Annotated in this window: 19 protein-coding genes; 8 read left to right on the top strand and 11 right to left on the bottom strand. The window is 66.9% G+C overall.

Going from position 1 to position 21730, the window contains the following annotated elements; genetic code table 11:
* Position 1: 1 nt before the first annotated feature.
* A complete protein-coding gene (locus QP415_RS02475) occupies positions 2 to 1726 on the top strand; it encodes an NlpC/P60 family protein (protein WP_285098441.1) in 1725 nt (574 codons plus the stop codon).
* 69 nt (positions 1727 to 1795) lie between these two features.
* On the opposite strand, the gene QP415_RS02470 is transcribed toward QP415_RS02475, so the two are convergent.
* The 3 genes from QP415_RS02470 to QP415_RS02460 all read right to left on the bottom strand — a co-directional run bounded on the left by QP415_RS02470 (position 1796) and on the right by QP415_RS02460 (position 5067).
* Positions 1796 to 2839, bottom strand: a complete 1044-nt coding sequence (locus QP415_RS02470) for a glycosyltransferase family 2 protein (protein WP_082157680.1) — start codon at positions 2837 to 2839, stop codon at positions 1796 to 1798.
* Positions 2836 to 4389, bottom strand: a complete 1554-nt coding sequence (locus tag QP415_RS02465; RefSeq protein ID WP_285098437.1) for a DUF2142 domain-containing protein — start codon at positions 4387 to 4389, stop codon at positions 2836 to 2838. Before QP415_RS02465 ends, QP415_RS02470 begins: the two co-directional genes overlap by 4 nt.
* 84 nt (positions 4390 to 4473) lie before the next feature.
* Entirely contained in the window at positions 4474 to 5067 is a 594-nt protein-coding gene (locus QP415_RS02460) for a hypothetical protein (RefSeq protein WP_285098434.1), read from the bottom strand.
* A 206-nt stretch (positions 5068 to 5273) separates the two neighbouring features.
* Between QP415_RS02460 and rfbB the strand changes: the two genes are divergently transcribed.
* Together rfbB and QP415_RS02450 are read left to right on the top strand one after the other, a co-directional pair.
* On the top strand, positions 5274 to 6281 hold the full coding sequence (gene rfbB / locus QP415_RS02455; RefSeq protein WP_285098432.1) for a dTDP-glucose 4,6-dehydratase: 1008 nt from the start codon (positions 5274 to 5276) through the stop codon (positions 6279 to 6281).
* A 4-nt stretch (positions 6282 to 6285) separates the two neighbouring features.
* Positions 6286 to 7260 (top strand): glycosyltransferase, encoded by a 975-nt coding sequence (locus QP415_RS02450; protein ID WP_285098430.1) that lies wholly within the window; start codon positions 6286 to 6288, stop codon positions 7258 to 7260.
* Between the two features lie 3 nt (positions 7261 to 7263).
* Here the strand turns inward: QP415_RS02450 and QP415_RS02445 are convergent, their stop codons facing one another.
* The gene (locus tag QP415_RS02445) at positions 7264 to 7875 is read right to left on the bottom strand and encodes a hypothetical protein (protein WP_016461391.1); all 612 of its coding nucleotides are present in this window, start codon (positions 7873 to 7875) and stop codon (positions 7264 to 7266) included.
* A 311-nt stretch (positions 7876 to 8186) separates the two neighbouring features.
* Between QP415_RS02445 and QP415_RS02440 the strand changes: the two genes are divergently transcribed.
* From QP415_RS02440 to QP415_RS02430, 3 genes are read left to right on the top strand one after another with little or no spacing between them, the layout of a single operon-like run.
* The gene (locus QP415_RS02440) at positions 8187 to 8483 is read left to right on the top strand and encodes a WhiB family transcriptional regulator (protein WP_016461390.1); all 297 of its coding nucleotides are present in this window, start codon (positions 8187 to 8189) and stop codon (positions 8481 to 8483) included.
* Positions 8480 to 11641: a glycosyltransferase family 2 protein gene (locus QP415_RS02435; protein ID WP_285098427.1), complete on the top strand. Its 3162-nt coding sequence runs from the start codon at positions 8480 to 8482 to the stop codon at positions 11639 to 11641. Before QP415_RS02440 ends, QP415_RS02435 begins: the two co-directional genes overlap by 4 nt.
* Positions 11638 to 13188 (top strand): DUF5719 family protein, encoded by a 1551-nt coding sequence (locus QP415_RS02430; RefSeq protein ID WP_048675102.1) that lies wholly within the window; start codon positions 11638 to 11640, stop codon positions 13186 to 13188. The genes QP415_RS02435 and QP415_RS02430 overlap by 4 nt, the downstream gene beginning before the upstream one ends.
* Here the strand turns inward: QP415_RS02430 and QP415_RS02425 are convergent, their stop codons facing one another.
* Positions 13189 to 13494, bottom strand: a complete 306-nt coding sequence (locus QP415_RS02425; protein ID WP_016461387.1) for a metallopeptidase family protein — start codon at positions 13492 to 13494, stop codon at positions 13189 to 13191. It abuts the gene before it with no gap.
* 186 nt (positions 13495 to 13680) lie between these two features.
* Between QP415_RS02425 and QP415_RS02420 the strand changes: the two genes are divergently transcribed.
* Entirely contained in the window at positions 13681 to 14133 is a 453-nt protein-coding gene (locus QP415_RS02420; protein ID WP_048675096.1) for a DUF3499 domain-containing protein, read from the top strand.
* 3 nt (positions 14134 to 14136) lie between these two features.
* Here the strand turns inward: QP415_RS02420 and QP415_RS02415 are convergent, their stop codons facing one another.
* Complete coding sequence (locus QP415_RS02415) at positions 14137 to 14970, bottom strand: RDD family protein (RefSeq protein ID WP_285098422.1); 834 nt, start codon at positions 14968 to 14970, stop codon at positions 14137 to 14139.
* 18 nt (positions 14971 to 14988) lie between these two features.
* On the opposite strand from QP415_RS02415, the gene QP415_RS02410 reads away from it, so the two are divergent.
* Entirely contained in the window at positions 14989 to 15981 is a 993-nt protein-coding gene (locus QP415_RS02410) for a stage II sporulation protein M (protein WP_034475354.1), read from the top strand.
* Between the two features lie 16 nt (positions 15982 to 15997).
* Here QP415_RS02410 and QP415_RS02405 read toward each other — a convergent pair whose 3' ends face one another.
* The 5 genes from QP415_RS02405 to QP415_RS02385 are packed head-to-tail and all read right to left on the bottom strand — an operon-like array spanning position 15998 to position 21668.
* Positions 15998 to 17329 (bottom strand): DUF58 domain-containing protein, encoded by a 1332-nt coding sequence (locus QP415_RS02405; protein WP_285098420.1) that lies wholly within the window; start codon positions 17327 to 17329, stop codon positions 15998 to 16000.
* A gap of 8 nt (positions 17330 to 17337) precedes the next feature.
* Positions 17338 to 18555, bottom strand: coding sequence for an AAA family ATPase (locus QP415_RS02400; protein WP_016461382.1), 1218 nt, complete (start codon positions 18553 to 18555; stop codon positions 17338 to 17340).
* Positions 18548 to 19705 carry a DUF4350 domain-containing protein gene (locus tag QP415_RS02395; protein ID WP_285098416.1) on the bottom strand — a complete coding sequence of 386 codons (1158 nt, stop codon included), beginning with the start codon at positions 19703 to 19705 and terminating at the stop codon, positions 18548 to 18550. Before QP415_RS02395 ends, QP415_RS02400 begins: the two co-directional genes overlap by 8 nt.
* Complete coding sequence (locus QP415_RS02390) at positions 19702 to 20328, bottom strand: DUF4129 domain-containing protein (RefSeq protein WP_285098594.1); 627 nt, start codon at positions 20326 to 20328, stop codon at positions 19702 to 19704. The genes QP415_RS02395 and QP415_RS02390 overlap by 4 nt, the downstream gene beginning before the upstream one ends.
* Before the next feature lie 5 nt (positions 20329 to 20333).
* Positions 20334 to 21668, bottom strand: a complete 1335-nt coding sequence (locus QP415_RS02385) for a DUF4013 domain-containing protein (protein WP_016461379.1) — start codon at positions 21666 to 21668, stop codon at positions 20334 to 20336.
* Positions 21669 to 21730 lie beyond the last annotated feature (62 nt).

Here is a 21730-nt window from a genome sequence, read left to right as displayed (position 1 = left end):
CATGGCACCGACGCCCACACTCGCCCGCCGCGCCTCCGCGCGCGCCCTCATCGCAGCCCTGTCCCTCGCCCTCATCGCCCTGCCCGCACAGGCCCGCGCTGACGCAGGTGAGGAGACCGCGCCGCAATCCTCCGCACAGAGTTCCACCGCGGCCCAGTCCGCCGGCGAGACGACGCCGTCCGCGACGCCCAGCCTCCCGCCCACGGGCGCGCCCGAGGCCACCGACCCCAGTGCGAGCGGGCAGGAACGGGGTGCCCAGGCCTCGTCGGTCACCACCGAAGCGCCGACGATGACGGCCCCGGACGAAACCGGTCGGGGAGCGTGGGTGCGCGACTCGATCGGCTGGTGGTGGCGGCGCGCCGATGGCACCTACCCCGCCTCCCAGTGGGTGGCAATCGGGGGCAGCCGCTACTACTTCAACGCCAACGGCTACATGGCCACCGGCTGGGTCCGCGACGGGAACGACTGGTTCTACCTAGCGTCCTCCGGCACGCTGCTCGGCGGCTGGGTGCGAGACGGGGGTTCCTGGTACTACCTGGACCCCACCAGCGGCGTGATGCACACGGGTATGACGGGAGTGGATGGCACCTGGTACTACCTGGATTCCTCGGGCGCGATGCGCACCGGCTGGGTCAGCCTCGCCGACGGCTGGCATTACTTCGCGTCCAGCGGCGCGCAGATAGGCGGCTGGCTGCATGACGGTGGCGTGTGGTACTACCTCGACCCGAACAGCGGCGTGATGCACACGGGTATGACCGGGGTGGACGGCACCTGGTATTACATGGATTCCTCGGGCGCGATGCGCACCGGCTGGGTCAGCCTCGCCGACGGCTGGCACTTCTTCGCCTCCAGCGGCGCGCAGATGGGCGGCTGGCTGCATGACGGGGGACAGTGGTACTACCTGGACCCCAACACGGGCGTCATGCGCACGCAGCCCCTGGAGGTCGGTGGCCGCCGCTACGAGTTCGATGCCTCGGGCGCATGGCGCGGGTACGAGGCCCCGGCCGGCTACCTGCAGCCCACGGACCACATCACGGGCCTCGGGGACGCGACCAATACGCTCACGTGGGGAATGAATGGCACCAAGGTGCGCATCGCCCAGGTCCGACTCGGCCTGTGGCATTCCAACAAGCTCGCCTCCGTCGACGCACCCTTCGTCGCCGCCGTCAAGAACTTCCAACAGCGCGCAGGACTGCCCGTCACCGGCGTCGTCGACAAAGCCACCTGGGACGCCATGGACACCGGCTACCCGTGGACCGTCGACCAATACCAGGCCACGCCCCTGCCCCTGACCGCCACGCGCAACGAGCGCGTCGAGGCCATGATCGGCTACGCGTGGAACCAGACGGGATCGTCCTACACGTGGGGAGGGGCCGGCCCCTACGACCAGGGATTTGACTGCTCCGGCCTGGTCCTCCAGTCCCTCTACGCTGCCGGACTGGACCCCCAGCCCATCAACGTCATCAAGCACGCATGGCCGTCGTATCGCACGTCGCAGGAGCTCTACGCCTACCCGCACTTCCAGCACGTGCCCCTCGCTCAGCGCCAGCGCGGCGACCTCATCTTCTACACGACGAGCGGGACCGTCACGCACGTTGCCATCTACCTCGGAGACGACTTGATCGTTCATACCGACTGGATGGGGCGCCCCGCCCGTATGCAGCACATCACCGCCGGATACGGGTGGGATCGCATGACGTCAGATGTCGTGCGGCCGCTGCCGTAAGAGAGACAAGAAGGCGGGCCGGTCGTGGGTTCTCCCACGACCGGCCCGCCTTCGTCGCAGTGGCGTCGCTCAGCGCCCCAGCAGGCGGCGCAGGACGCGCTTCGGCAAGGAGACCGTCCGACGCAGCGACCGCTGCAGGACCGAACCCGCCTCGAGCTGCGCACGCAGAGCGCTCACCTCGCCGCGCAGCTCGTGCACTTGCTCGTGCAGGGACGTCATCGTGTTGAGCATATTGACGTGCACGAGATTCAACGAGGAATGGAAACCCGAATCCACGCGCCCCAGCTCCTCGCGCATACGGCGGTAGTACTCCGCCGACAGGAGCGCCTGACCCAAGTGCGGGGACGAGGGATCGTCCGTCGCCAGCATCGCGCGCAGGTAGCGGTCGCGGATATGCAGGTTATCCCACTTATGCAGGTACGCGTCCGTGACGACGGAGTTGCCCAGCGATGCATCCATCGTGTCACGGTGATGCCAATAGGCCAGCGGCTCCCCGTCGATGAAACCGACCGGGGAATCCGCCAACAGCCGCAGGTTGAAATCCCAATCGGCCTGCGTCTGCAGCGACCCATCCCAGTGACCCACGCGGTCCGCGACCTCACGGCGAATCAGCTGCGAGATCGGTGGCGTGTAGTTCTCCACCATCATGTCCACGAGGGACAGGCCGTAGTTGTCCGTCGACAGGACCTCGCGCTCGATCTCGATACAGGTACCGTCGGCGCGCACGCGTTCGCGGATGATCTCGCAGCGGGTCGCAACACCGCCCGCCTCCGGATGCTCGTCCAGGTAGGCGACCGTCTTCTTCAGGAAGTGCGGGTGCCAGGAGTCGTCATCGTCGTGGACCGCGTAGTAGGTGCAGTGCGAGGCGGCCAGGCCAGACTCGAGCGCCGCCTCGCGACCATTCGAGACCTCGTTCGTGACGATCGTGATCTTCGAACGCACGGCGCTCTTCTGTTTCTTGACGATCGAGCGCACCTCGGCCTCGTCGCCGGCGTCGTTGACGATGACCACCTCGTAGTCGTCAAAGCTCTGCGAAGCGATCGACGCGAGGGCACGGGTGAGCATCGCCGGGCGATTACGCGTGCGCACGACGACGGTGACTGTTGCGCTCATGCGGTTTCTTCCTCTTCATTCGGAGTGGACGAGGCGGGCGCCTCCACCTGGCGGTGACGCAACAGGTAGATGGCACTCACCAGGGCAAGCGTGTATCCCAGCGAGGCGAGGCCCCACAGGACCATCGGGCTCAGCGGCATGTCGGCCCACCACCACTGGATGTCACCATTCAGATTACCCGGTGCGATCCATCCGATGTGGGGAATCCACAGGAGCCCACGGACATAGCGGGCGATCGTCGTGTGCATCGCGACCGCTTGTGCGACGCTGAGGAAGACGACGAAGAAGGTGAACTGTCCCTTAGTCGGGGACGGCTTCTTCACGGCTGACGTCACCCAGATCATCAGCCACGTGCCCAGCAGAGGCAACGCGTAGCGCGAGTGATACCCGCCGAGGTTGGGGAAGGCGGTGGGTGTCGCGATCAAGAGCGGGATTCCCGCCATCGCGCCAAAGACCATGAAAGCAGCCAGGGCCTTGCGCAGGCTCACGGTGCGCGCGCCGTAGAAGAGCACCGCACCCAGGACGAGGAGCCCGAGGATGGTCGTGTAGCCCGGCAGGGGAGTGTCGCGCCAGCCCGGCCCGGAGTACAGTCCGAGGAAGCCCGCGAAGTAATCGGGCAGGTAGCGCACGTTCATCACCGCGATATCGATACGATCCTGCAACGCCACGGTTGCGTCGCTCGTGTGAGAGACGTTGGATGCTTGGCCGCTGCCGAGCATGAGCCACACGCCAATCGCGCTCAGAACGGTGGCAACCCCGATTTCGGGCAGATGCCGCCTGCGAGCCTGCAGGATCAGGATGCCCAGGGATGCAACGAACACATAGAAGGACGCATCGCCACGGCATTCATAGCACAGGAGTGCAGACAGGCCGGCCACGCCCAGCAGGGTCCAACGTCGCCATCCCTGAGCGTGCAGTGCGGCATACAGGGCTGCGCCGTAGCAGAAGACGCCGGTGATAGCCCAGGACGAGGGGTTGTTGGAAGCGATGAAATACAGGCCCATCGGCGTCCACGCGATGAGTGCTGCCAGCGCAACACTGGTTCTGACTTCACGGCGTGACAGGCCGATGATCGCCCCCAACAGAATGAGGAGGATGGCAACGTTCGCGGCGCGCATGTGCCACACGGAGCTCTCCACGTTGTGCCCCGTCAGCAGATGGTGGAAGTGGTAGAAACCCGGCGGATACTGGCCATCATCGTAGCGATACGACGGGAACAAGGTGTCGTCCGAGTATTTCTTGACGCACGCGTGAGATGTTTCCGGGTGGAAAGCCTCGCACTGCGCATGCGACACGGTCTCGGGGACAAGGACATTCACTTGTCCCTCGACCATGGTCGTCTGGCAGGAGGATTCGATGGGTCGCGGGCACCACGCGGACACGAGATGGTAGTCATCGTCGGGTGCGGACCCCGGAGGGGACGCGAAGATCCAGCCGGTGGCCACGGCGAGGACGCCGAGGACCAGGAGGACGAAGGCGAGGGGTCGTGCTGCGGTGGAGACGAAACGCTCTCGCGCAGAGGCAAGGTGGTCGGCGAACGCACGTGCCATGAATCGAGCCAATCTGTCCGGAATAGGTACGTCTAATGTACACGAGTCCGGGCCCTGCCCGGTGAGCGCGAGCGGGAGGAGAAGCTAGAAGACGACGGGCCAGTGCGGCATACAGGTCGTGAGCGTGGCATGGGCGTCCGTGGCCTCGGCGAGGGCCTGGGTGTAGGCGGGGTTCGTCTCGGGCTGTTCGCCGCGCTTGAGTGCTTCCTCGGCGGCCTGCTGATCGGCGAACTCGGGGATGGCGCCGGAGTCGAGGGCCGCGTTGCGCGCGACGTACACCGAGAGGGCGTCAAGGGCCTGCTTGGAGGTTTCGTCCGAGGCTGCCTGGGCGAGACGGTCGGAATAGTCGTTCTTGAATGCGGCTGCGAAGGCTTCCCATGCGCGGTGGCGCTCGTCCGCGTTGGTTTCCCCAGAGCGCTTGGCTGCCAGCGCCCGGTAGGCCTGGCCGGTCTCGGAGCCGTTCAGGGCTTCGGTGAAAATCGCGTCCATGGCAGCGCATCCGGGCGACGCGGCGCGCAGAGTCGGGCTGGCCGAGCTTGAGGGCTGACCGGGATCTCCGGGTGAAACAGAGACAGCAGGAGTCGACTGTGTGCTCTGGGCGTCCTCCGACAGGGAGCACGAGGCCGTGGCGAGCGCGCAGAGCGCAAGCAAGGCAAGGGAGGGGACGAGGCGAGTCACGAGGGATCCGTTTCTGTTGGGGATGCGTCCAATTTATCAGTGTGGAGCGGCTGGTCAGGGGACCTCCGCCGTGGCGAATAGTGACGTATCCGACGGGGTAGTGGAGGCCAGTGTCAGGGAAAGCGTGAGAACTACGGCATAATAGGGGCAGGAATTGGGTGAGTAACACCCTCGGACGCCCACGGGCGCGCAAAGGAGAAGACCTTATGAAGATCGTTGTGACCGGCGGTGCTGGCTTCATCGGAGCGAATTTCGTTCACACGCTGCTGGAGGATCATCCGGACGTCGATGTCGTCGTCCTGGATAAGTTCACCTACGCGGGCAACCGCGCATCCCTGACCGACGTGCCCGCCGAGCTCGCTGCCCGCCTGACCGTCGTTGAGGGTGACATCGCTGATGCGGACCTTGTCGATGGTGTCGTCGCCGGCGCCGACGCGGTTGTGCACTTTGCCGCCGAGTCGCACAACGACAACTCCCTCCTCGATCCCTCGCCCTTCATTCAGACCAACCTGGTGGGCACCTTCACCCTGCTGGAGGCTGTGCGCCGCCACAAGGTCCGCTTCCACCACATCTCCACGGACGAGGTCTACGGCGACCTTGAGCTGGACGATCCCGCGAAGTTCACGCCCACCACGCCGTACAACCCCTCCTCGCCCTACTCCTCGTCCAAGGCTGGATCGGACCTGCTGGTGCGCGCGTGGGTGCGTTCCTTCGGCGTCGAGGCCACGATCTCGAACTGCTCGAACAACTACGGCCCGTACCAGCACATCGAGAAGTTCATTCCGCGTATGATCACGAACCGCCTTCGCGGTGTGCGCCCGCGCCTGTACGGAGATGGCCTGAACGTGCGCGACTGGATTCACGTGCGCGACCACAACACGGCCGTGTGGGACATTCTCACGAAGGGTCGCATCGGTGAGACCTACCTGATCGGCGCGAACGGCGAGACGAACAACCGCGACGTCGTTGCCATCTTGAACGAGCTGATGGGTTACGCGCCCGACGACTTCGATCACGTCAACGACCGTCCGGGCCACGACCTGCGCTACGCGATCGACAACTCCAAGCTGGTCACCGAACTCGGCTGGGAGCCCAAGTTCACGAACTTCCGCGACGGCCTGGCCGACACCATCGCCTGGTACACCGAGAACGAGGCGTGGTGGGCCCCGCTGAAGGAAGCTGTCGAGGCGAAGTACGCCGCCGAAGGACACTGATTCCTTGGCTGACGTGACCCGAGACGAGGCCTCGCCTCGCCCCCGCGTCACCGTCCTCATGGCCACCTACAACGGGATGGCCGAGGGCGGGGCGTGGCTCGACGAACAGGTGGACTCCGTGCTCGCCCAGGCGGGCGTGGAGGTCCGCCTCGTCGTGTCCGACGACGCGTCGAGCGACGGGACGCGCGCGCACCTTCAGGAGCGTGCGGCCGCCGACCCTCGGATCACGGTCCTGCCCCAGCGTGACGGTACTCCCGGCGTGACGGGCAACTTCCTGCATCTTTTCACAACGCACACCCCTGACGGCTCCTACGTCGCCTTCACCGACCAGGACGATGTCTGGCACGAGGACAAGCTGAGTTCTCAGCTGGCGCTCATGGCTGCGCGCGGGGCCGACGTCGTGTCCTCGAACGTCACCTCATTCCAATCGCTGCCCGGCGGCGGGGTGGGGGAGCGGCGCCTCATCCGTAAATCGCAGCCCCAGCGCGGGTGGGACTTCCTCTTCGAGGCCGCGGGACCCGGCTCGACCTACGTCTTCAGTCCGAAGGCCCACGAGACCCTCGTGCGCGTCTTAAGCGACCTTGACTACAGCGACATCGGCGTGCACGACTGGTACGTCTATGCGCTGGCGCGGTCGATCGGCCTGACGTGGGTCATTGGTGAGGAGCCGACCCTGGAGTATCGCCAGCACGGCGGCAACGTGCAGGGCGCGAACTCCGGTTCCGGCGCACGCGATGCCCGCATGGCCAAGCTGCGCAATGGTTTTTACCGCAAGCAGTTCATCCTGACGGCCCGCGCCGCCCAGAAGGTCGGCAGTTTCGATGAGCGCCGTGCGCGCCAGCTGCGCGCCATCCTGGGCGAGCTCGAGGGGCAGGGCGCACTGTCAAGGCTGCGATTCGCCTTGCGCTGGCGGCAGATCCGCCGCGACCCCGTGGAGGGTCTCAAGCTCGCCGCCGCCCGCGTTCTGGGCGTGTGGTGATGACTACCTCTGGTAGGTGACGAGCCCGCCGTCCGCGTCCTCCGTCGCGAGGATCTGCGCCAACTTGTCAGGGGAGACCTCGCGCGGATCAATGATGACGACCGAACGTCCCTGCATCCACTGATCGAGCACCTGTCCCGCGCCCGTTCGCACGTCCCACAGCAGCGCGACGCGGCGACCGCGCACCGGGGCTGACGGGTGAGAGCCCGCCAATGCCTCGTCCCGGGCCTGCATGAGCAGCGGGGGAGTGTCGACGATGAGGGCGTCCGGCTGCGTGGCGATCTCCGCGAGGCCGTCGAGCGCCCCGCCTAAGGGGCCGTCCCATGCGAAGGACAGGTACTGTGCGGGCTGGGCGAGTACATGTGCTCCAGCGTCGATTGCGTCAAAGGCTTCGGAGCCGAGAATATTCGTGACGAAAAGGTCGCCGGGCAGTGGGCGTCGTGTATCGAGGAGCTCCCATCCCATCGCTCGCGCGGCGATCTGCCAGAGGGTGTCCTGCCAGGGTTGAAGAGTCGTGTAGATGCGAGTCGGTGTCGGTTCGCCTGTGCCGAACAGATCGGTGGCGAGTTCGTTTGTCAGGTAGTTCGCGATCTTCGATAGCCACCTGCTGACCACGGGTCCTCCCAGTTCAACTCGCTCCTGGCCGTATTGGGTGAGCGCTGGCCCTGACCATTCGTTAATCGCTGTGATACAGTGGGTGAGCCTGCTCATAGTTTCTGAGGACGTATTGTTCATGGTTTCAAGTATATCGAAGGTCCTATGTGTTCCAAGTACTTAGTAACTGTGAAGTCCTTGAAAACAGGCACTGTTTTACCGTTGGGTCAAGTGCTACGGGAAAGGTCTCAATATCGCGAAACCGCTTGACTTCCTGCAATGACACGCGTGTAATTCTCGTATTGATCGATTCGTTATAAGGAGCTCCCGCAATGTGGAACATCTTCGGTGACGGACCCCTGGAGTGGTCCGAGGACGCCGACGCGGCGCTGTACGCCCGCATTGACGGTCCCCTTGCGTGGCAGCAGCACGCGCTGTGTGCACAGACGGATCCGGAAGCTTTCTTCCCCGAGAAGGGCGGCTCCACCCGCGAGGCCAAGGCTGTTTGTCAGGCCTGCCAGGTGCGCGAGGACTGCCTGGAGTACGCGCTGGCAAACGATGAGCGCTTTGGCATCTGGGGTGGCATGTCCGAGCGCGAGAGGCGGCGCCTGCGCCGTATGGCCGGTTGAGCCCCTCGCAGCGCTCCGTCGGCGCGATCCTCGTCACGAGGGGAGAGGCGCCGCTCACTCAGTCCGTCCTGCGGGCCATCGAGAATCAATCGATGGCCCCGCACTCGTTGACCATCATTGACGTCGCAGGTCGCCACGTCACCCCCTTCCCGTCCGAACGCGTTCCCGAGGGAGCGCAGCTCGTTCGCGTTGGCCGCGCCCGCAACCTGGGCGATGCAATCAAGCGTGCGCGCGCACAGGGAGCCGCTTTCACCTCGGAACACTGGTGGTGGATCCTGCACGAGGACTCGGCCCCCGAACCCGAGTGTCTCGATGAACTCATCCAGGCGGCCACCGTCGGCAAGACCGTTGGCGCCGTCGGCGTCAAGCAGATGAGCTGGGACGGGAGCCGACTCCTCGAACTGGGTATTTTCGCCACGGCGAGCGCCCGACGGCTCGAACGCGTCGGCGACGACGACATCGACCAGGGGCAGTACGACGGAACGAGCGATGTCCTCGGCGTCGGCACCGCCGGGCTCTTCATCAGCGCCGAGGCCTACGAGGCCGTCGGCGGATTCGACACCGCTCTCGGCCCCTTCGGCGACGGGCTGGACCTGGGGCGCAGGCTCCACCTCGCGGGGTACCGCGTCATCGTCGCGCCCAAGGCGCGCGTGCGTCACGCCCGCGTCTCCCTGTACTCGGGCCTCGACTCCGGGCCAGAGTCGGATCGCAATGAGCCGACGGGCGACGTGTCCGACGCGATTATCGACGGGAACGCCGCGACCGACGGATCCTTCCGCAAGCGCCGCTACGCCCAGATGTACAACTGGTGCAAGGCCGTGCCGACCCTCGTCCTGCCCTTCCTGGCCCTGTGGCTCCTCGTGTGGAGTCCGGCGCGCGCGCTGGGACGTATCCTCACGGGGCGGGCGTCCCTGGCGCTGCCCGAAATCGGCGCCCTCGTCTCATTGATGGCAGCGACCCCGCGCCTGCTCGCCGGTCGCGCCCGCGCCGCTCAGTCCCGTTCCGTTCCCCGATCCGCCCTGCGTGGCCTCGAGACGGCACCCGCCTCGCTGCGCAAGGAACCGGCCGGCGTGGATGAGGACGAGAACGGCGAGCGCATCGATCCGCTCATCGTCGCTTCGATGCGGCGCTACCGACTCCGTTCTGCCTCCGTCGGCCTGGGGCTCGCGATCGTGACGTCTCTGATTGCTGGCGCGCAGTGGTGGGGAACCTCCGCAGGCCTCGTCGGCGGAGCATGGGTGTCGCTGCCCGCGACCTGGACCGAGCTGTGGAACGCCGCGTGGGCCGCGTGGGTGCCCGGTGGAGACGGCTATGCCGGTGGCGCGGACCCCCTGACGATTCTGCTTGCCCTCCTGAGTGCCCCCGTCGCGCCGCTCGGCATTACCCCCGGGGCATTCGCGACTTTCCTGCTCGTGGCGTCGAGCCCGATCGCGGCCGTCATCGCATGGATTCCGAGCCGCTCACTCGCCACGTCGCTGCGCGTGCGCTTCCTGGCGTCGCTGGCGTGGGCATTCGCCCCCGCACTCCTCCTGAGCGCGACCCATGGTGTCCTCGCGGGCGTTCTCGCCCACATCGCCTTGCCCGTCTTCGCGGCGTTCTGCCTCGGGATGCCCCGGCCTCTGTACGTGGCCGGTGCATCCGGCGTTGAGGCCGCACCCCTGCAGCCCCGCGGAGTGAACGCGGGGTGCGCGGCGCTTGCGCTCGTTGTTCTGTCGTGCTGCGCCCCGTGGCTGCTGCCTGTTGGCGCACTCGCGCTCGCGTGGCGGTCCCGGCGCCGCCTCCTCGTGGCGCTGCCCGCTCTGACGCTTCTCGTGCCCACCTACGTCTCCATCCTCGCGCGCCCCGCGGCGTGGCCCGCCCTTGCCTCGACGAGCGGGGGAGTGCACGCATACACCCGCGCGCCCTCGTGGATGGCGGCCCTCGGTATGCCCGCGGCCCCGTCGAGCATGCTCGAGGCCGTGGCGCTCGGAATCATCGGCGGCGGCGCCGCGCTCTTCGGGACAATCGCCCTCCTGCGCGCGCGTTCGCGCGCCGTCAGCATTGCATACGGGTGGGCTCTCATCGCCTCCGCTCTCGCGTGGGGAGCCTCGCACATCGGCGTTGGTATGTCCGGCGCGTCCGTGGCCTCGGCGTGGGCCTCGCCCGCCCTGTCCCTCGCCTTCATGATCCTGGTCGTCCTGTCCTGCTCGGGTCACCTCGTTCGTGCCGATGCCGCCGCTGACGCCGCCGCGTGGGACGCCTCCCGGCCCTTCGCGCTGCGAGCCCTGGGCGCCCTCATCGCCGTCGCGATTGCCGGATCTGCGTCCGCCGCGAGCGTGGCCGCCGTCGCTGGTCGATCCAACCCTGACGACATTCCGACCTTCACGATGTCCCAGCGTGAGACTGTCTCGGCGCTCTCCTCGCCCATCGTCTCCGCCGTCGCCTCGCAGGCGCAGCGTTCGCCGCGCGCCGGACGCATCCTCGTCCTCGATGGCGACCCGACGAACGACACAGTCAACGCCACGCTCTGGCGAGGAAACGGAGTGTCGCTCACGGCTTCGAACCCCGCCGTTCGCGCCCTCGTACTCGCCGAGGCGCGCTCCGGTGCCGCCACCGGCAGCGTGAGTGACCCGGCCACTGCCTCGCTCGCACAGGCCGCCTATACCCTGGTCGTTTATCCGGATGACGCGACCGTGCAGACGCTGGCCGCGCACGACATCGACACGATCCTCGTTCCCCTCGGCGCGAGCGGCTCCGCCGCCCTGACCTCCGGCCTCGACCGCGCCGAAGGACTCGAGAAGGTCGGCGACACGACGTCCGGCACCGTCTGGCGCGTGCGTCCAGGTGGGTTGACCCCGGCACGCGTTCGCGTCGAGTCAGCCAGCGGGGTGACGACTCCGGTTGGTTCCTCGCAGCTGCGTGTCGACGGCGACGTGGACGCCGCAGGCACCCTCGTCCTGGCCGAGCGCGCCGACTCTGGATGGCATGCGTGGGTCGATGGGGTGGCGCTGACCCCCGTTGCTGCCTCCGACGGATGGTCGCAGGCATTCGACATGCCCACCGCTGGGCACCTGACGCTCACGTACAGCGCGTGGTGGATCATTCCGTGGCGCATCGCCGCGGGTGCGTGCCTGGTCGTTGCCCTCGCCAGCGCCCTATCCGCGTGGAGGAAGAGATGACAAAGCCCCGCATCAGTTCCCTGACGACCCTCGTGGGCGCGGGGATCGCCGTGGCGGCCATGGCCTCTGCCTCCGTGTGGGTCGGTGCCTCCCCGAGCAGAGTCGACGGGACGGCGCAGAGCGCCCACCCGTCACAGGTGCACCTCGCGTGTCCCTCGGGCATCGTCGATCCTTTCGAGACGACCAGCGTTGCGGCCGGTTCCACCTGGTCCTCGCTCGCATCCGCCCCCACGAGCCCGGCGCCCGCGTCCATCACGGGCAACGGGGGAGTCATCCCCACGGCCCTCACCCTTGCCGGCCAGGGGGGAGGCGAACTCGCGGGCCTGAGTGCCGTCGGATGCGCGGCGCCACGCACCTCGCAGTGGATCGCGACCGGCGCCACCACCTCCGGCGCCGACATGGTTCTCATCCTCTCCAACCCCGGCCCCACGGCCTCGGTCGTCAGCATTGACGGATACGGGGCCTCAGGCCCCCTCAATACCGCGCCGCGCCAGGTTACCGTTCCTGCGTCCTCTTCGGTGTCGGTGCTCCTCGCGGGATGGTTCCCGGACGAGAACTCCCTCGCCCTCCACGTCCGTGCAGACGGGGGAGGCGTCGCCGCCTGGGTGCAGGCCTCCCTGATGAACGGTGAGATCCCCCAGGGGACCACGCTCGCCTCCGCAGTCGTGCCCGCGACCTCGCAGACGATCCTGGGAGTGGATCCCAAGGGCACGTCGCTCCTGCGCCTCGTGTCGCCCTCGGGTGATGCCCACGTGAGCGTCTCCGTCGCCGATTCGACGGGCGTACACCCGCTCTCCGGCGGTCAAGCGACCGTCGCCGAGGGGACCACCCTTGAGATGCCACTCGATGGCGCGTCCAGCGACGCTACTCCGATCGCGCTCGTCGTCACCTCGGATCGCGAGGTCGTGGCACAGACGACGACGATCACCGTCGGCGCCCCCTGGGCCGAGCGTCTCAGCGCCTGGATCATGCGTTCCAACGCGAGCCCCGCGACGACGTTCACCGAGGCCTCGGTTCCCGGCGCTAGCCAGTTGACGACGATGACCACCTCCGTGCTCTCCTCGACCCCCCTTCGTGCCACATCGATTGCCACCGACTCCGGCGTGAACGCCTCGTCCGCGAGCCTCCTCCTGTACGCGCCCGCCGATGCTGCTGGCGCTGCAACCGCGAGCCAGGGGGATAACGCGCAGTCCGCTGCGCCCGGTCCGAGCGCCACCCCTGACATCTGGGCGTCGCCCTCTCCCGTCACCTCGCAGTCCGGAGCCTCCCAATCGGGTGAATCACGCGATGCGCAGTCGAGCGGTACCTCCGCCTCGACCCCGGGAGCTGTTCCGGTGCGCGTGGGAAACCGAACGATCTACGTCGCTCCGGGAGTCCCCACCCTCGTCAGTCTTCCGGACAGCGCGAGCACCATCAGTGCGGATACCCCGATCCAGGCAGCCCTGGTCATCACCGCCGACACCGCAGTGGGGCGCATGAGCACCACGTGGAACGTGGGCACGGAGGGCATTAGCGCTGTCACCGGCGCCATCCGCACCGCCAACTAATCAGCGCATCGCGTCGTCGATCTCGTCCGGCGGCAGCGCCAGAATGTGACTGATCCTCTCGATGAGGACCCTGCGCGTCATGACGGCGACTTCCTCGGGCGGGCAGCGCAGCGTGATCGGCAGGCGGTAGACCACGATCCGGTCCCGCAGACCGCGACGACGATCGGCCGGGAAAATGCGTGCGACAACGACGCTGTGAGACTCCCAGGGGGCCGGATCTGACGGCGGAACATCCTCCACGGCGAATTCGATCGTGGACACCTGAGGCCAGCGACGAATGAGCTCAGTGACGAGTTCGCGCACCATCAGATCGAAGTCCTCGCGCCGCGTCCTCCACGCCGGTGTTCCCGGGAAAAAGAGGGGACCGCGAGGACCGCGACCGTGGCGGTTGCGGCTCGAGATGTGGCGGCGCGTGGAAAACACCCCCTCAGGGTAGGCACATGGCGCGCGGGAGTGGGCCATCGGCGCACAGAGTGTCGTACTCTTAGGGACGTGATTGCCCAACGCCACTGCTCCAAACCCGGCTGCTCGACCGCCGCCGTCGCCACCCTCACCTACGATTACCGAGATTCAACCGTCGTTGTCGGCCCCCTTGCGACCGTCGCGGATCCCAACTCGTATGACCTGTGCGAGGAACACGCGCAGAATCTCACCGCGCCGCTGGGCTGGCAGGTTGTCCGTCTGGCGACCAATTTCGAACCGGCTCCGCCCTCCGGAGATGACCTCGCCGCGCTCGTTGACGCCGTGCGTCGCGTCGCTCAGGAGGCGCAGGCTGAGCCGACTCCCGCTCCCGGCGCTCGCAGGCCTCAAACCGGTCCGTTTGGCCCCGCGCGCTCCGTGGGAAGCCCCGACACGTCGAGCCCGCTCGACCCCTCGAGCCCGTACGCGCGCAGGCGTGCGCAGTTCACGGTGGTTGACGGCTCTGAGGCGGACTCCGAGGACTAACCCCTACAGGCCGAAGCGAGGCTGCGTCGCCTCGTGGAATCGCGCCTTGCCGCGCGCACGACGCTCACACTCGCGCTCCCACTCGCGATCACGGCGGGCCACGAGAATGGCCGCAATCACGATCTCCGGGTGCAGTCCCGGCGGCAGAGGCGTCTGAACGCGCTTCACGAGACGCTCAGCGAGGGAAGTCGCGACCTGCCCGCGCAGCTTCGTATCGATGGAGCGGTTTGCTCCCAGGAACGCGCGAGCCTCGGCCGCGAGAGCATCGTCGAGGGGCAGGATCGTCGCCGAGGCCGCCCACTCCTCGAGCCCGGGAGGCATCACCAGGGGAGGGTAGAAGACCGATTCTCCCTGGGAGCACACCATCGTCCCTGCCGCGATATCCCCCAGACGCTTGCCCTTCTTGTTGACGAGTTCGGTGAAGAACGCGAGGCCGCCCGACGTCAGCCAGTTTTCCAGGATTCCCACGCCGACGCGTACAGCGCTGTGGCGAGCGGTAATTGCGCCGCCGTCGTCGCGTACGACCCGCAGGTTGAGCGCCCATTTGCCGAGCGAACGGCCTTTCGTGGCGATTTCGACCACGAAGGGGACGAAAAACATGACCGAGGCGACCAAGCCGATCATGAAGACGCGCACGAGAGAGGCAGAGTCGTTCGACCAGGTACGTGCGGCGCTGATGAAAACGAGGAGCGCCGCCCCCAGGTACGTCGTGCCGTCGATGACTGCTGCGGCGAAGCGTTCGGGGGGCGAGGCAGGGGTGACGTCGAGGGAGACGGCTTCACCCGTGCGGACGTAGTCGTCTTGAATGACGCGTGATTGACTGCGTTGCGCGCTCATGTATGACACGCTAGTCCAATGGACATCGATGTGCTGCGGGTGAGCGGAAAAACGGAGTGGAAACGCCTCGAGGAACTGACGCGTACCCGCTCTCTGACAGGCGAGCAGATCGACGAGCTTGATCGGCTCTACCGATCTGCCACCACCGACCTGGCGCGCGTGCGTACGACCAGTCCCGATCCCGACGTCATTGCGGAGCTCTCGCGCATCCTGTCGGCAGCTCGTGGGCGCTTAGCGGGAACGGCGGGCATCAACGGAACCGTGATTGCACGCTTTTTCAAGGTGTCGTTGCCCTACGCCCTCTATCAGATTCGATGGGTGACGGTGGGCGTCATGGTCGTGTCCATCGTGCTCGCTCTCATTGAGGGCCACTACCTGGTCACCCACCCGGAGGCGATGAACCAGCTGGGGACGCCCGAGCAGCTGCGCCAATACGCGAACAGTGACTTCGTCGAGTACTACCACCAGGACACGAATGCGGAGTTTGGGCTCTCCGTCTGGGCGAACAACGCGTGGATTGCTCTGCAGGGCGTGGTGACGGGCGTGACCGGCGTGTACCCGCTGAAGATCCTGTGGACCAACGCGACGAACGTGGGGGTGGCCGGAGCTGTTGTGACCGTCTACGCGGGGCCCTGGCACTTCTTCCGTTTCATCCTGCCGCACGGACTGCCCGAACTGACCGCCGTCTTCATCTCGATCGCAGCGGGCCTGAGGGTCTTCTGGGCGCTCCTCGTCCCCGGCGCCGCGACGCGCTACCAAGCGGTGGGCGTGGCCGCGCGTAGCTCTATGACGGTGGCAGCGGGCTGCGCCATCCTCCTCGCGGGCTCGGGTGTTCTCGAAGGCTTCGTCACGCCCTCGGAGCTGCCCGACGCCGTCAAGATCGCCCTCGGGGTGCTGATGACCGCAGCTGTGTGGGCGTACACGCTGATCCTCGGGCGCAGGGCGCAACAGGCGGGCCAGGACGCCGACGTCGGTATCGACGCGGGCTACTACCAGCCGGTGGCGGGCTGACACCGCGCTCGCGGGCTTACAGGCGTCCGCTCTTCTTCAACTCGATGTAGCGGTCGGCCGTGCGGGCGGGCAACAGACCCGCCGAGGCCTGCAGCGTGAGGGCACCCGCGAGGCGCACGTCCGCCGCCCCGGCAGCGTCGGACCGTTCGGCGAGCGCTGCCGATGCTGCCAGGAATACCGCGTCAGCGTCCTCCCGCCCGTTGCGGGCACGAATCTCGTCGGGGTCGGTCGCCGATGCGACGAGTACCGTATGGCGCTTCGTCAGGCGTGCCAGGGCGTCGGTGAACTCGGTTTCCAGTCCGGCGGGCGGGATCTTCGTGGCGATGACGACGAATGCCGAGTGGCGCACAGTCTCTTCGACGGCGTCAGCTGCCCTCGACCAGTCGGTGACATCCAGGCGCGGGTTCAAGTCCGTGAACACGTGCGCGAGCGTCTCGATGATCTTGGCCCCGCGCACGCCGGAGACGCGGGCGCGCACGCGTGAATCGACGGCGATGACGTGGACCTTGTCGCCCGCACGATCGGCCAATGCTGCCAGGAGCAGGGTGGTTTCGATCGAGGAATCCAGGCGTGGCGCGCGGCCCAGCGCGATCGAGTCGACTTCCTCGTTCTCGGGGGCGCCGAGCAGCGCGGAGGATGCGCGACCGCAGTCCACGACGATGACGACGTGGCGGTCGCGTTCGGGACGCCACTGGCGCACCATGAGCTCGGTGGAGCGGGCGGACGCGCGCCAGTCGATGTCGCGGGGGTCATCTCCCACGACGTACGCGCGCAGCGAGTCGAACTCGGTGCCTGCGCCGCGCAGCGTCGTCGGCGTTGTCCCTTCGAGTTCGTGGAGGCGGGCCAAGCGCGAGGGGAGAAGTACCCGCGCCTTAAACTCCGGCAGCACCGACAGGGTCAGGGGTGCGCTGATCGACACCTGGCGAGCCCCCAGGTGCAGGGGACCCCAGGAACGAATCGTGACGACGTCCGCGTGTCGTGTTCCTCGCCTGGTGGGGGACAGGAGCGTCGTGATCTTCTCCGCGGACTTTGGGAGCACGCGCACACGCCGGAAGGACGGCGACTGACGCAGGGACGGAGGCCACGCGTCGCGCACGTCCAGGACCATGTGGCGCTTGGTCGTGTTCGTCAGGCGCAGCGAGGCCTCGGTGCTCTGGTCGGCGCGGATCGGTCCGGTGACCTCGCGGCTCATGCGCAGAGTGCGCGGCGAGGGGGCGGCGAGGGCATCCAGCAGACAGACGAGCACGACAATGCCGCACCACATCCACGCGAAGCCGCGGGATGGGGCGAAAGCGAGCGGGATCAGGCCCACCAGGACGAGGAGTGCGCTGCGCGCCGAAATCGCCACGGGGAGCCTCAGCGAGGAACGGGGGTGGCCGCGAGGACGCCGGTGATGACGTCGGTGGCGTCCACACCTTCCAGGTTGGCCTCGGCGCGCAGACCCAGTCGGTGAGCGAGGGTCACGGGGGCCATCGTCTTGACGTCGTCGGGGGTGACGAAGCCTCGTCCCTGGAGGAATGCCCATACGCGAGAGGTGCGCAGCAGCGCGGTCGCGCCACGCGGAGAGACACCCACACGCACGGCAGCGGACGTACGCGTCGCGCGGCACAGGTCCACGAGGTAGGCCATGACTGCGGGCGCGACCTCGATGCGCGAGGCAGCCTCGTGTGCCGCATGAATGTCGGCGGCACCCGCCACGGGCTGGATGCCGGCCTCGGCCAGAGACATTGGGTTGAAGCCGGCCTGGTGGCGGGCGATGATGTCGATCTCGGCCTCGCGCGAGGGCAGGGGGAGCTCAAGCTTGAGGAGGAAACGGTCCAGCTGGGCCTCGGGCAGGGGGTAGGTGCCTTCGTACTCGACCGGGTTCTGGGTGGCAATAACCATAAAAGGATCCGGAAGCGTGCGCGTGGCGCCGTCGATCGACACCGTGTGCTCCTCCATCGATTCCAGCAACGCGGACTGGGTCTTGGGGGGAGTGCGGTTAATTTCGTCGGCGAGCAGCAGGTTCGTGAAAACCGGCCCCTCGCGGAACACAAACTCGGAATGGCCCGCATCCCACACCATGGACCCCGTGATGTCCGCGGGCATGAGGTCGGGGGTGAACTGGATGCGTGCCATGTCGACGTCGAGTGCGCGGGCGAGGGTGCGCACGAGCAGCGTCTTCGCGACGCCGGGCACACCCTCCAGCAGGGCGTGACCGCCGGCGACAAGGGCAACGATCAGGCCGGTGATCGCGCCATCCTGGCCGACGACGGCTTTGCCGATCTCGGCCTTGAGAGCCAGGAGGGATTCCTGCGTGCGCCGCTCGCTCTCGCTGAGCGAACGCCCCGACCACCCTTCGCCGGTGGGCGCCGAGTAGGAGGTGGCCTGCTGCGGAGCCCCCTGGGGCGTGCCCTGAGGAGCGGGGGCATTTGGCACGTACGAGGCCGGGGCGCCCTGCGCGGGCACCTCACCCTGGGGCGCGTAGACGCCCGGAGCCGCCGAGGGCGCCGGAACCTGCTGGGGCGCGCCCTCGGGAGCGGGGCCGGGCTGGGGCACACCGTTGGACGAGGGGCCGGGAATCGGGCTAGTCATGGCGGATCTCCTTTTCGAGAGCGTCGAGGTCGTGGGCGAGGCGGATCAGTTCCTTCTCGGACGTGGGGGGAGGACCCCACAAGAGGGCGGTCGAGCGCGACGTGAGCAGGCCTCGTTGCTCAATCGCACGGATCAGAGCTTCGCGGTCGCCAGTGTGGGCGATACCCAGTGCGGTCGCGATGCGTGTGGCGCTGGCGCTACGCAACGCCGTGGCGGCGTGCTCGTACGCCCGCTGAGAGCGCATGAGACGGGCCTTACCGATGACGGTTTCGGAGGCGGGAACCTCAATGGGGAGTTTCTCCGGCGTCAGGGGGCCCAGGCGCCTGCCTCGGGCGATCGCGGCAATCAGGCACGCCCCGATCGTGAGGAGGAAAGCGGGTGCGAGGTACGGGGCCTCGGCGCTGTCGTCTTTCCCGTGGCCGAGGCTATCCGTCGTCTGTGGCGAATACCAGGCGACCTTGGAGGTGCGCCCGATCGCGTTGATCGCGAGGGCCGCGTTGCCCTCGTCGGTGATCGCGCGGTTTCGCAGGCGCAGCGAATCGGGAATGATCGCGCGGAAATGCCCTGATTCGGCCTTCTCGGCGTATGCGTAGGTGTCGTCTTCCCCGGGGAAGCACAGTGCCCAGCCGTTTGCGCTGCTTGTGCTGCCACTGACCGCGTAGGCGGAGGACGTCAGCGACTGCGCGCGCGTCGCCGTTTCGGAGTTGCACCTGGCCGTCACGACACGTGAGCTGTGCCAGTCACGCTTCGCGCGAAGACCGTCGAGGTAGGGAGCAGACGAATCGTATTCTTCCTCGAGTCCGACGTAGACGACGTTCGCCCGAGTCTCGACCGCCTTGGCGATAGAATCGCTCATCCTCGCGGGAAAAATGACGACGAGGGTCGTGTCATCGCCCACCTCGGATGCACCCTTCGCTCCGACTTCGCGCACGGACACCCCGTGGTCGCCGAGCACCTGGGCGAGCGCGCGGGCGCCATCACCGTGCTTATTGCGAATGCCAACGGGCGCGTTGTTGTACCCCATCTGGCTGAGGAAGGCCGAACCGATCAGGGCAATCACCGTGACCGCAATGAGCAGGAGCATCGGACGCGCCGCCGAGAAACGCTCACGCGCCGTGGGAGTGACGATCGCGACCTGCCGGGACTTCATGACTCGTCCTTCGCGTGGCTACACAGATCGAGGAGGACCGGAGTAAAGGAACGCAGCGCGTCCACCTCGTCGCGCGAGACCGCGGCACGACCGTAGCGAACCTGGTCGAAGGACTCGGCGTATGCGGACAGCTGCGGGGCCAGGCCGGGGGCGACCCGGGTCGCCGCGTCGGCGGCCTCGCGGGCGGTCAGGCCCGGAGTCGAGGAGACGATGTCGTGGTCATCGAGGCCCAGAACCATGAGACGGTAGGCCCACACGTACGCCAGGTTCCAATCCTGAGCGGCCACGGCCTCGTCGAAGGACGCCTGAACCTGCGGCGCGCTGGTCTCCTCCTCGAAGACAGCGCCCGACTTGCGCCGTCTCGCCAGACGAATCGGGTTGAGGATGAGCACAATGACCAGGGCCGCGATCACAATGATCGCCAGAATCGCCAGGATCAGCGAGATCGGTGGGGCGCCCTGTCCCTTCCACGACAGGAGCTCGAAGAAATCGTCGATCAAATTCTTGACGAAGCCGACGATTGGGCCACGGATCTCGCCGTATTCGCCCTTGGCAAGCTCTTTGAGGAGCCAGTCACGAGCCTCGCCCTGGTCGGGCGTCAGCGGAACCTCACAGCTGAGCATGGGACTCACTGAGGCTGGACGCTCGCCTGCATGAGGACCGCCGCGAAGTTCTCCTTACGGATACGCAGGTCCGCGTACATGAGCGTCTCATAGGTGGCAGTGAGCGGCGTGACGAGGCCGCTGGCGAGGGTCGTCAGACCCGTTGTGATCGCGATAAGAATCATCGAACCGGTCTCATTATCGGCCATGGCGAACGCGGTGACTCCCGTGATGCCGGCGATGAAACCTCCGATGAAACCGGCGACGAAACCGGCGATGAACGAGACGAGGAAGATTCGCCCAAGCGTCGGCCAGAAGTAGCCCTTGATCAGGTTCCACGAACGCTTCAAGGACGCGATCGGTCCGATCTCCTCAAGCACCGTGATGACGGAAGCGAAAGCGAACTTGATGCTCAGGAAGTAGACGCTGGCGACGACGGGGATGAAAAGGAAGAGACCAATGCCCAGGAGGACCCCACCGGTCGAGTCGTCGGCGGCGTAGACGAAGAAGAATGCGATCATGAGGAGGCCCCAGATGATCACCGGGAGCATCGTGACAATGCCGGTCACGATGAACGTGCCGATCAAGGCGCCCAGACGAGGCTGCGTCATCGCCCAGGCCTGCGAGAGGGTCACCTTGTTGCCAATCATCATCTGCGACACCGTGGTCGCCAGCATGCCCATGATGATGGTGGTGCCCGCAACCATCGACAGTGTCTGCACACCCTGAGATGCCAGGCTGGTCAGCAGCAGGACAGCCAAATCCTCCGTCCCCGCCAGCTGCGCCTGAGGGTCGTTTGAATCGGCCACCGACCCGAGCGCGGTTGGGAGGAATGCAGTCACCATGGAGATGAGGGAGACGACCGCCATGACCGCCATGGTGAATCCGAAGAGAATCTTCGGATTCTGACGGATCGCGGCAAACGAACCGCTCATCAGGTCACCGATCGTGAGCGGGCGCAGGGGGATGATGCCGGGCTTGGCTTCCCATCCCCACTGGTTGGTGTTCACGCTGTAGCCGGAGGCGCCGGGCTGCGAGGCATAACCCTGCTGGCCACCGTATGCTTGCTGTCCGCCGTAGCCGGGTTGGCCGCCGTATCCGGGCTGGCCGCCGTATCCGGGTTGACCGCCGTATCCGGGTTGACCGCCGTATCCGGGCTGGCCACCGTATCCGGGCTGACCGCCGTAGCCCGGCTGGCCACCGTAGCCCGGCTGGCCACCGTAGTTGTTCTGGCCACCGTATCCGGGCTGACCACCGTAGGAGGATTGAGAGCCATACGCCTGGCCGCCCGCTGCCCCTGGCTGTGCCCCGGTGGGCTGATACGGGTTCGACGAGTCGGGAGCGGTCCACGGGGTGCTCATTCGTGCCTCCATGTTGATGGTGTCGGTCTGTCACCAATCCTGCCATACGCGGCCGTCGCGTG

Origin of the sequence: Pauljensenia sp. UMB3104 (assembly GCF_030217285.1) — a bacterium.
Taxonomy (GTDB): Bacteria; Actinomycetota; Actinomycetes; order Actinomycetales; family Actinomycetaceae; genus Pauljensenia.
Note: the sequence above shows the minus strand (reverse complement) of the source record. Positions and strands in the feature narration are given on the sequence as shown.

Coding starts and splice junctions, on each gene's coding strand:
- QP415_RS02475 (WP_285098441.1), top strand. CDS start 2: ATGGCACCGACGCCCACACTCGCCCGCCGCGCCTCCGCGCGCGCCCTC.
- QP415_RS02470 (WP_082157680.1), bottom strand. CDS start 2,839: ATGAGCGCAACAGTCACCGTCGTCGTGCGCACGCGTAATCGCCCGGCG.
- QP415_RS02465 (WP_285098437.1), bottom strand. CDS start 4,389: ATGGCACGTGCGTTCGCCGACCACCTTGCCTCTGCGCGAGAGCGTTTC.
- rfbB (WP_285098432.1), top strand. CDS start 5,274: ATGAAGATCGTTGTGACCGGCGGTGCTGGCTTCATCGGAGCGAATTTC.
- QP415_RS02440 (WP_016461390.1), top strand. CDS start 8,187: ATGTGGAACATCTTCGGTGACGGACCCCTGGAGTGGTCCGAGGACGCC.
- QP415_RS02430 (WP_048675102.1), top strand. CDS start 11,638: ATGACAAAGCCCCGCATCAGTTCCCTGACGACCCTCGTGGGCGCGGGG.
- QP415_RS02425 (WP_016461387.1), bottom strand. CDS start 13,494: ATGGTGCGCGAACTCGTCACTGAGCTCATTCGTCGCTGGCCTCAGGTG.
- QP415_RS02415 (WP_285098422.1), bottom strand. CDS start 14,970: ATGAGCGCGCAACGCAGTCAATCACGCGTCATTCAAGACGACTACGTC.
- QP415_RS02410 (WP_034475354.1), top strand. CDS start 14,989: ATGGACATCGATGTGCTGCGGGTGAGCGGAAAAACGGAGTGGAAACGC.
- QP415_RS02400 (WP_016461382.1), bottom strand. CDS start 18,555: ATGACTAGCCCGATTCCCGGCCCCTCGTCCAACGGTGTGCCCCAGCCC.
- QP415_RS02395 (WP_285098416.1), bottom strand. CDS start 19,705: ATGAAGTCCCGGCAGGTCGCGATCGTCACTCCCACGGCGCGTGAGCGT.
- QP415_RS02390 (WP_285098594.1), bottom strand. CDS start 20,328: ATGCTCAGCTGTGAGGTTCCGCTGACGCCCGACCAGGGCGAGGCTCGT.
- QP415_RS02385 (WP_016461379.1), bottom strand. CDS start 21,668: ATGAGCACCCCGTGGACCGCTCCCGACTCGTCGAACCCGTATCAGCCC.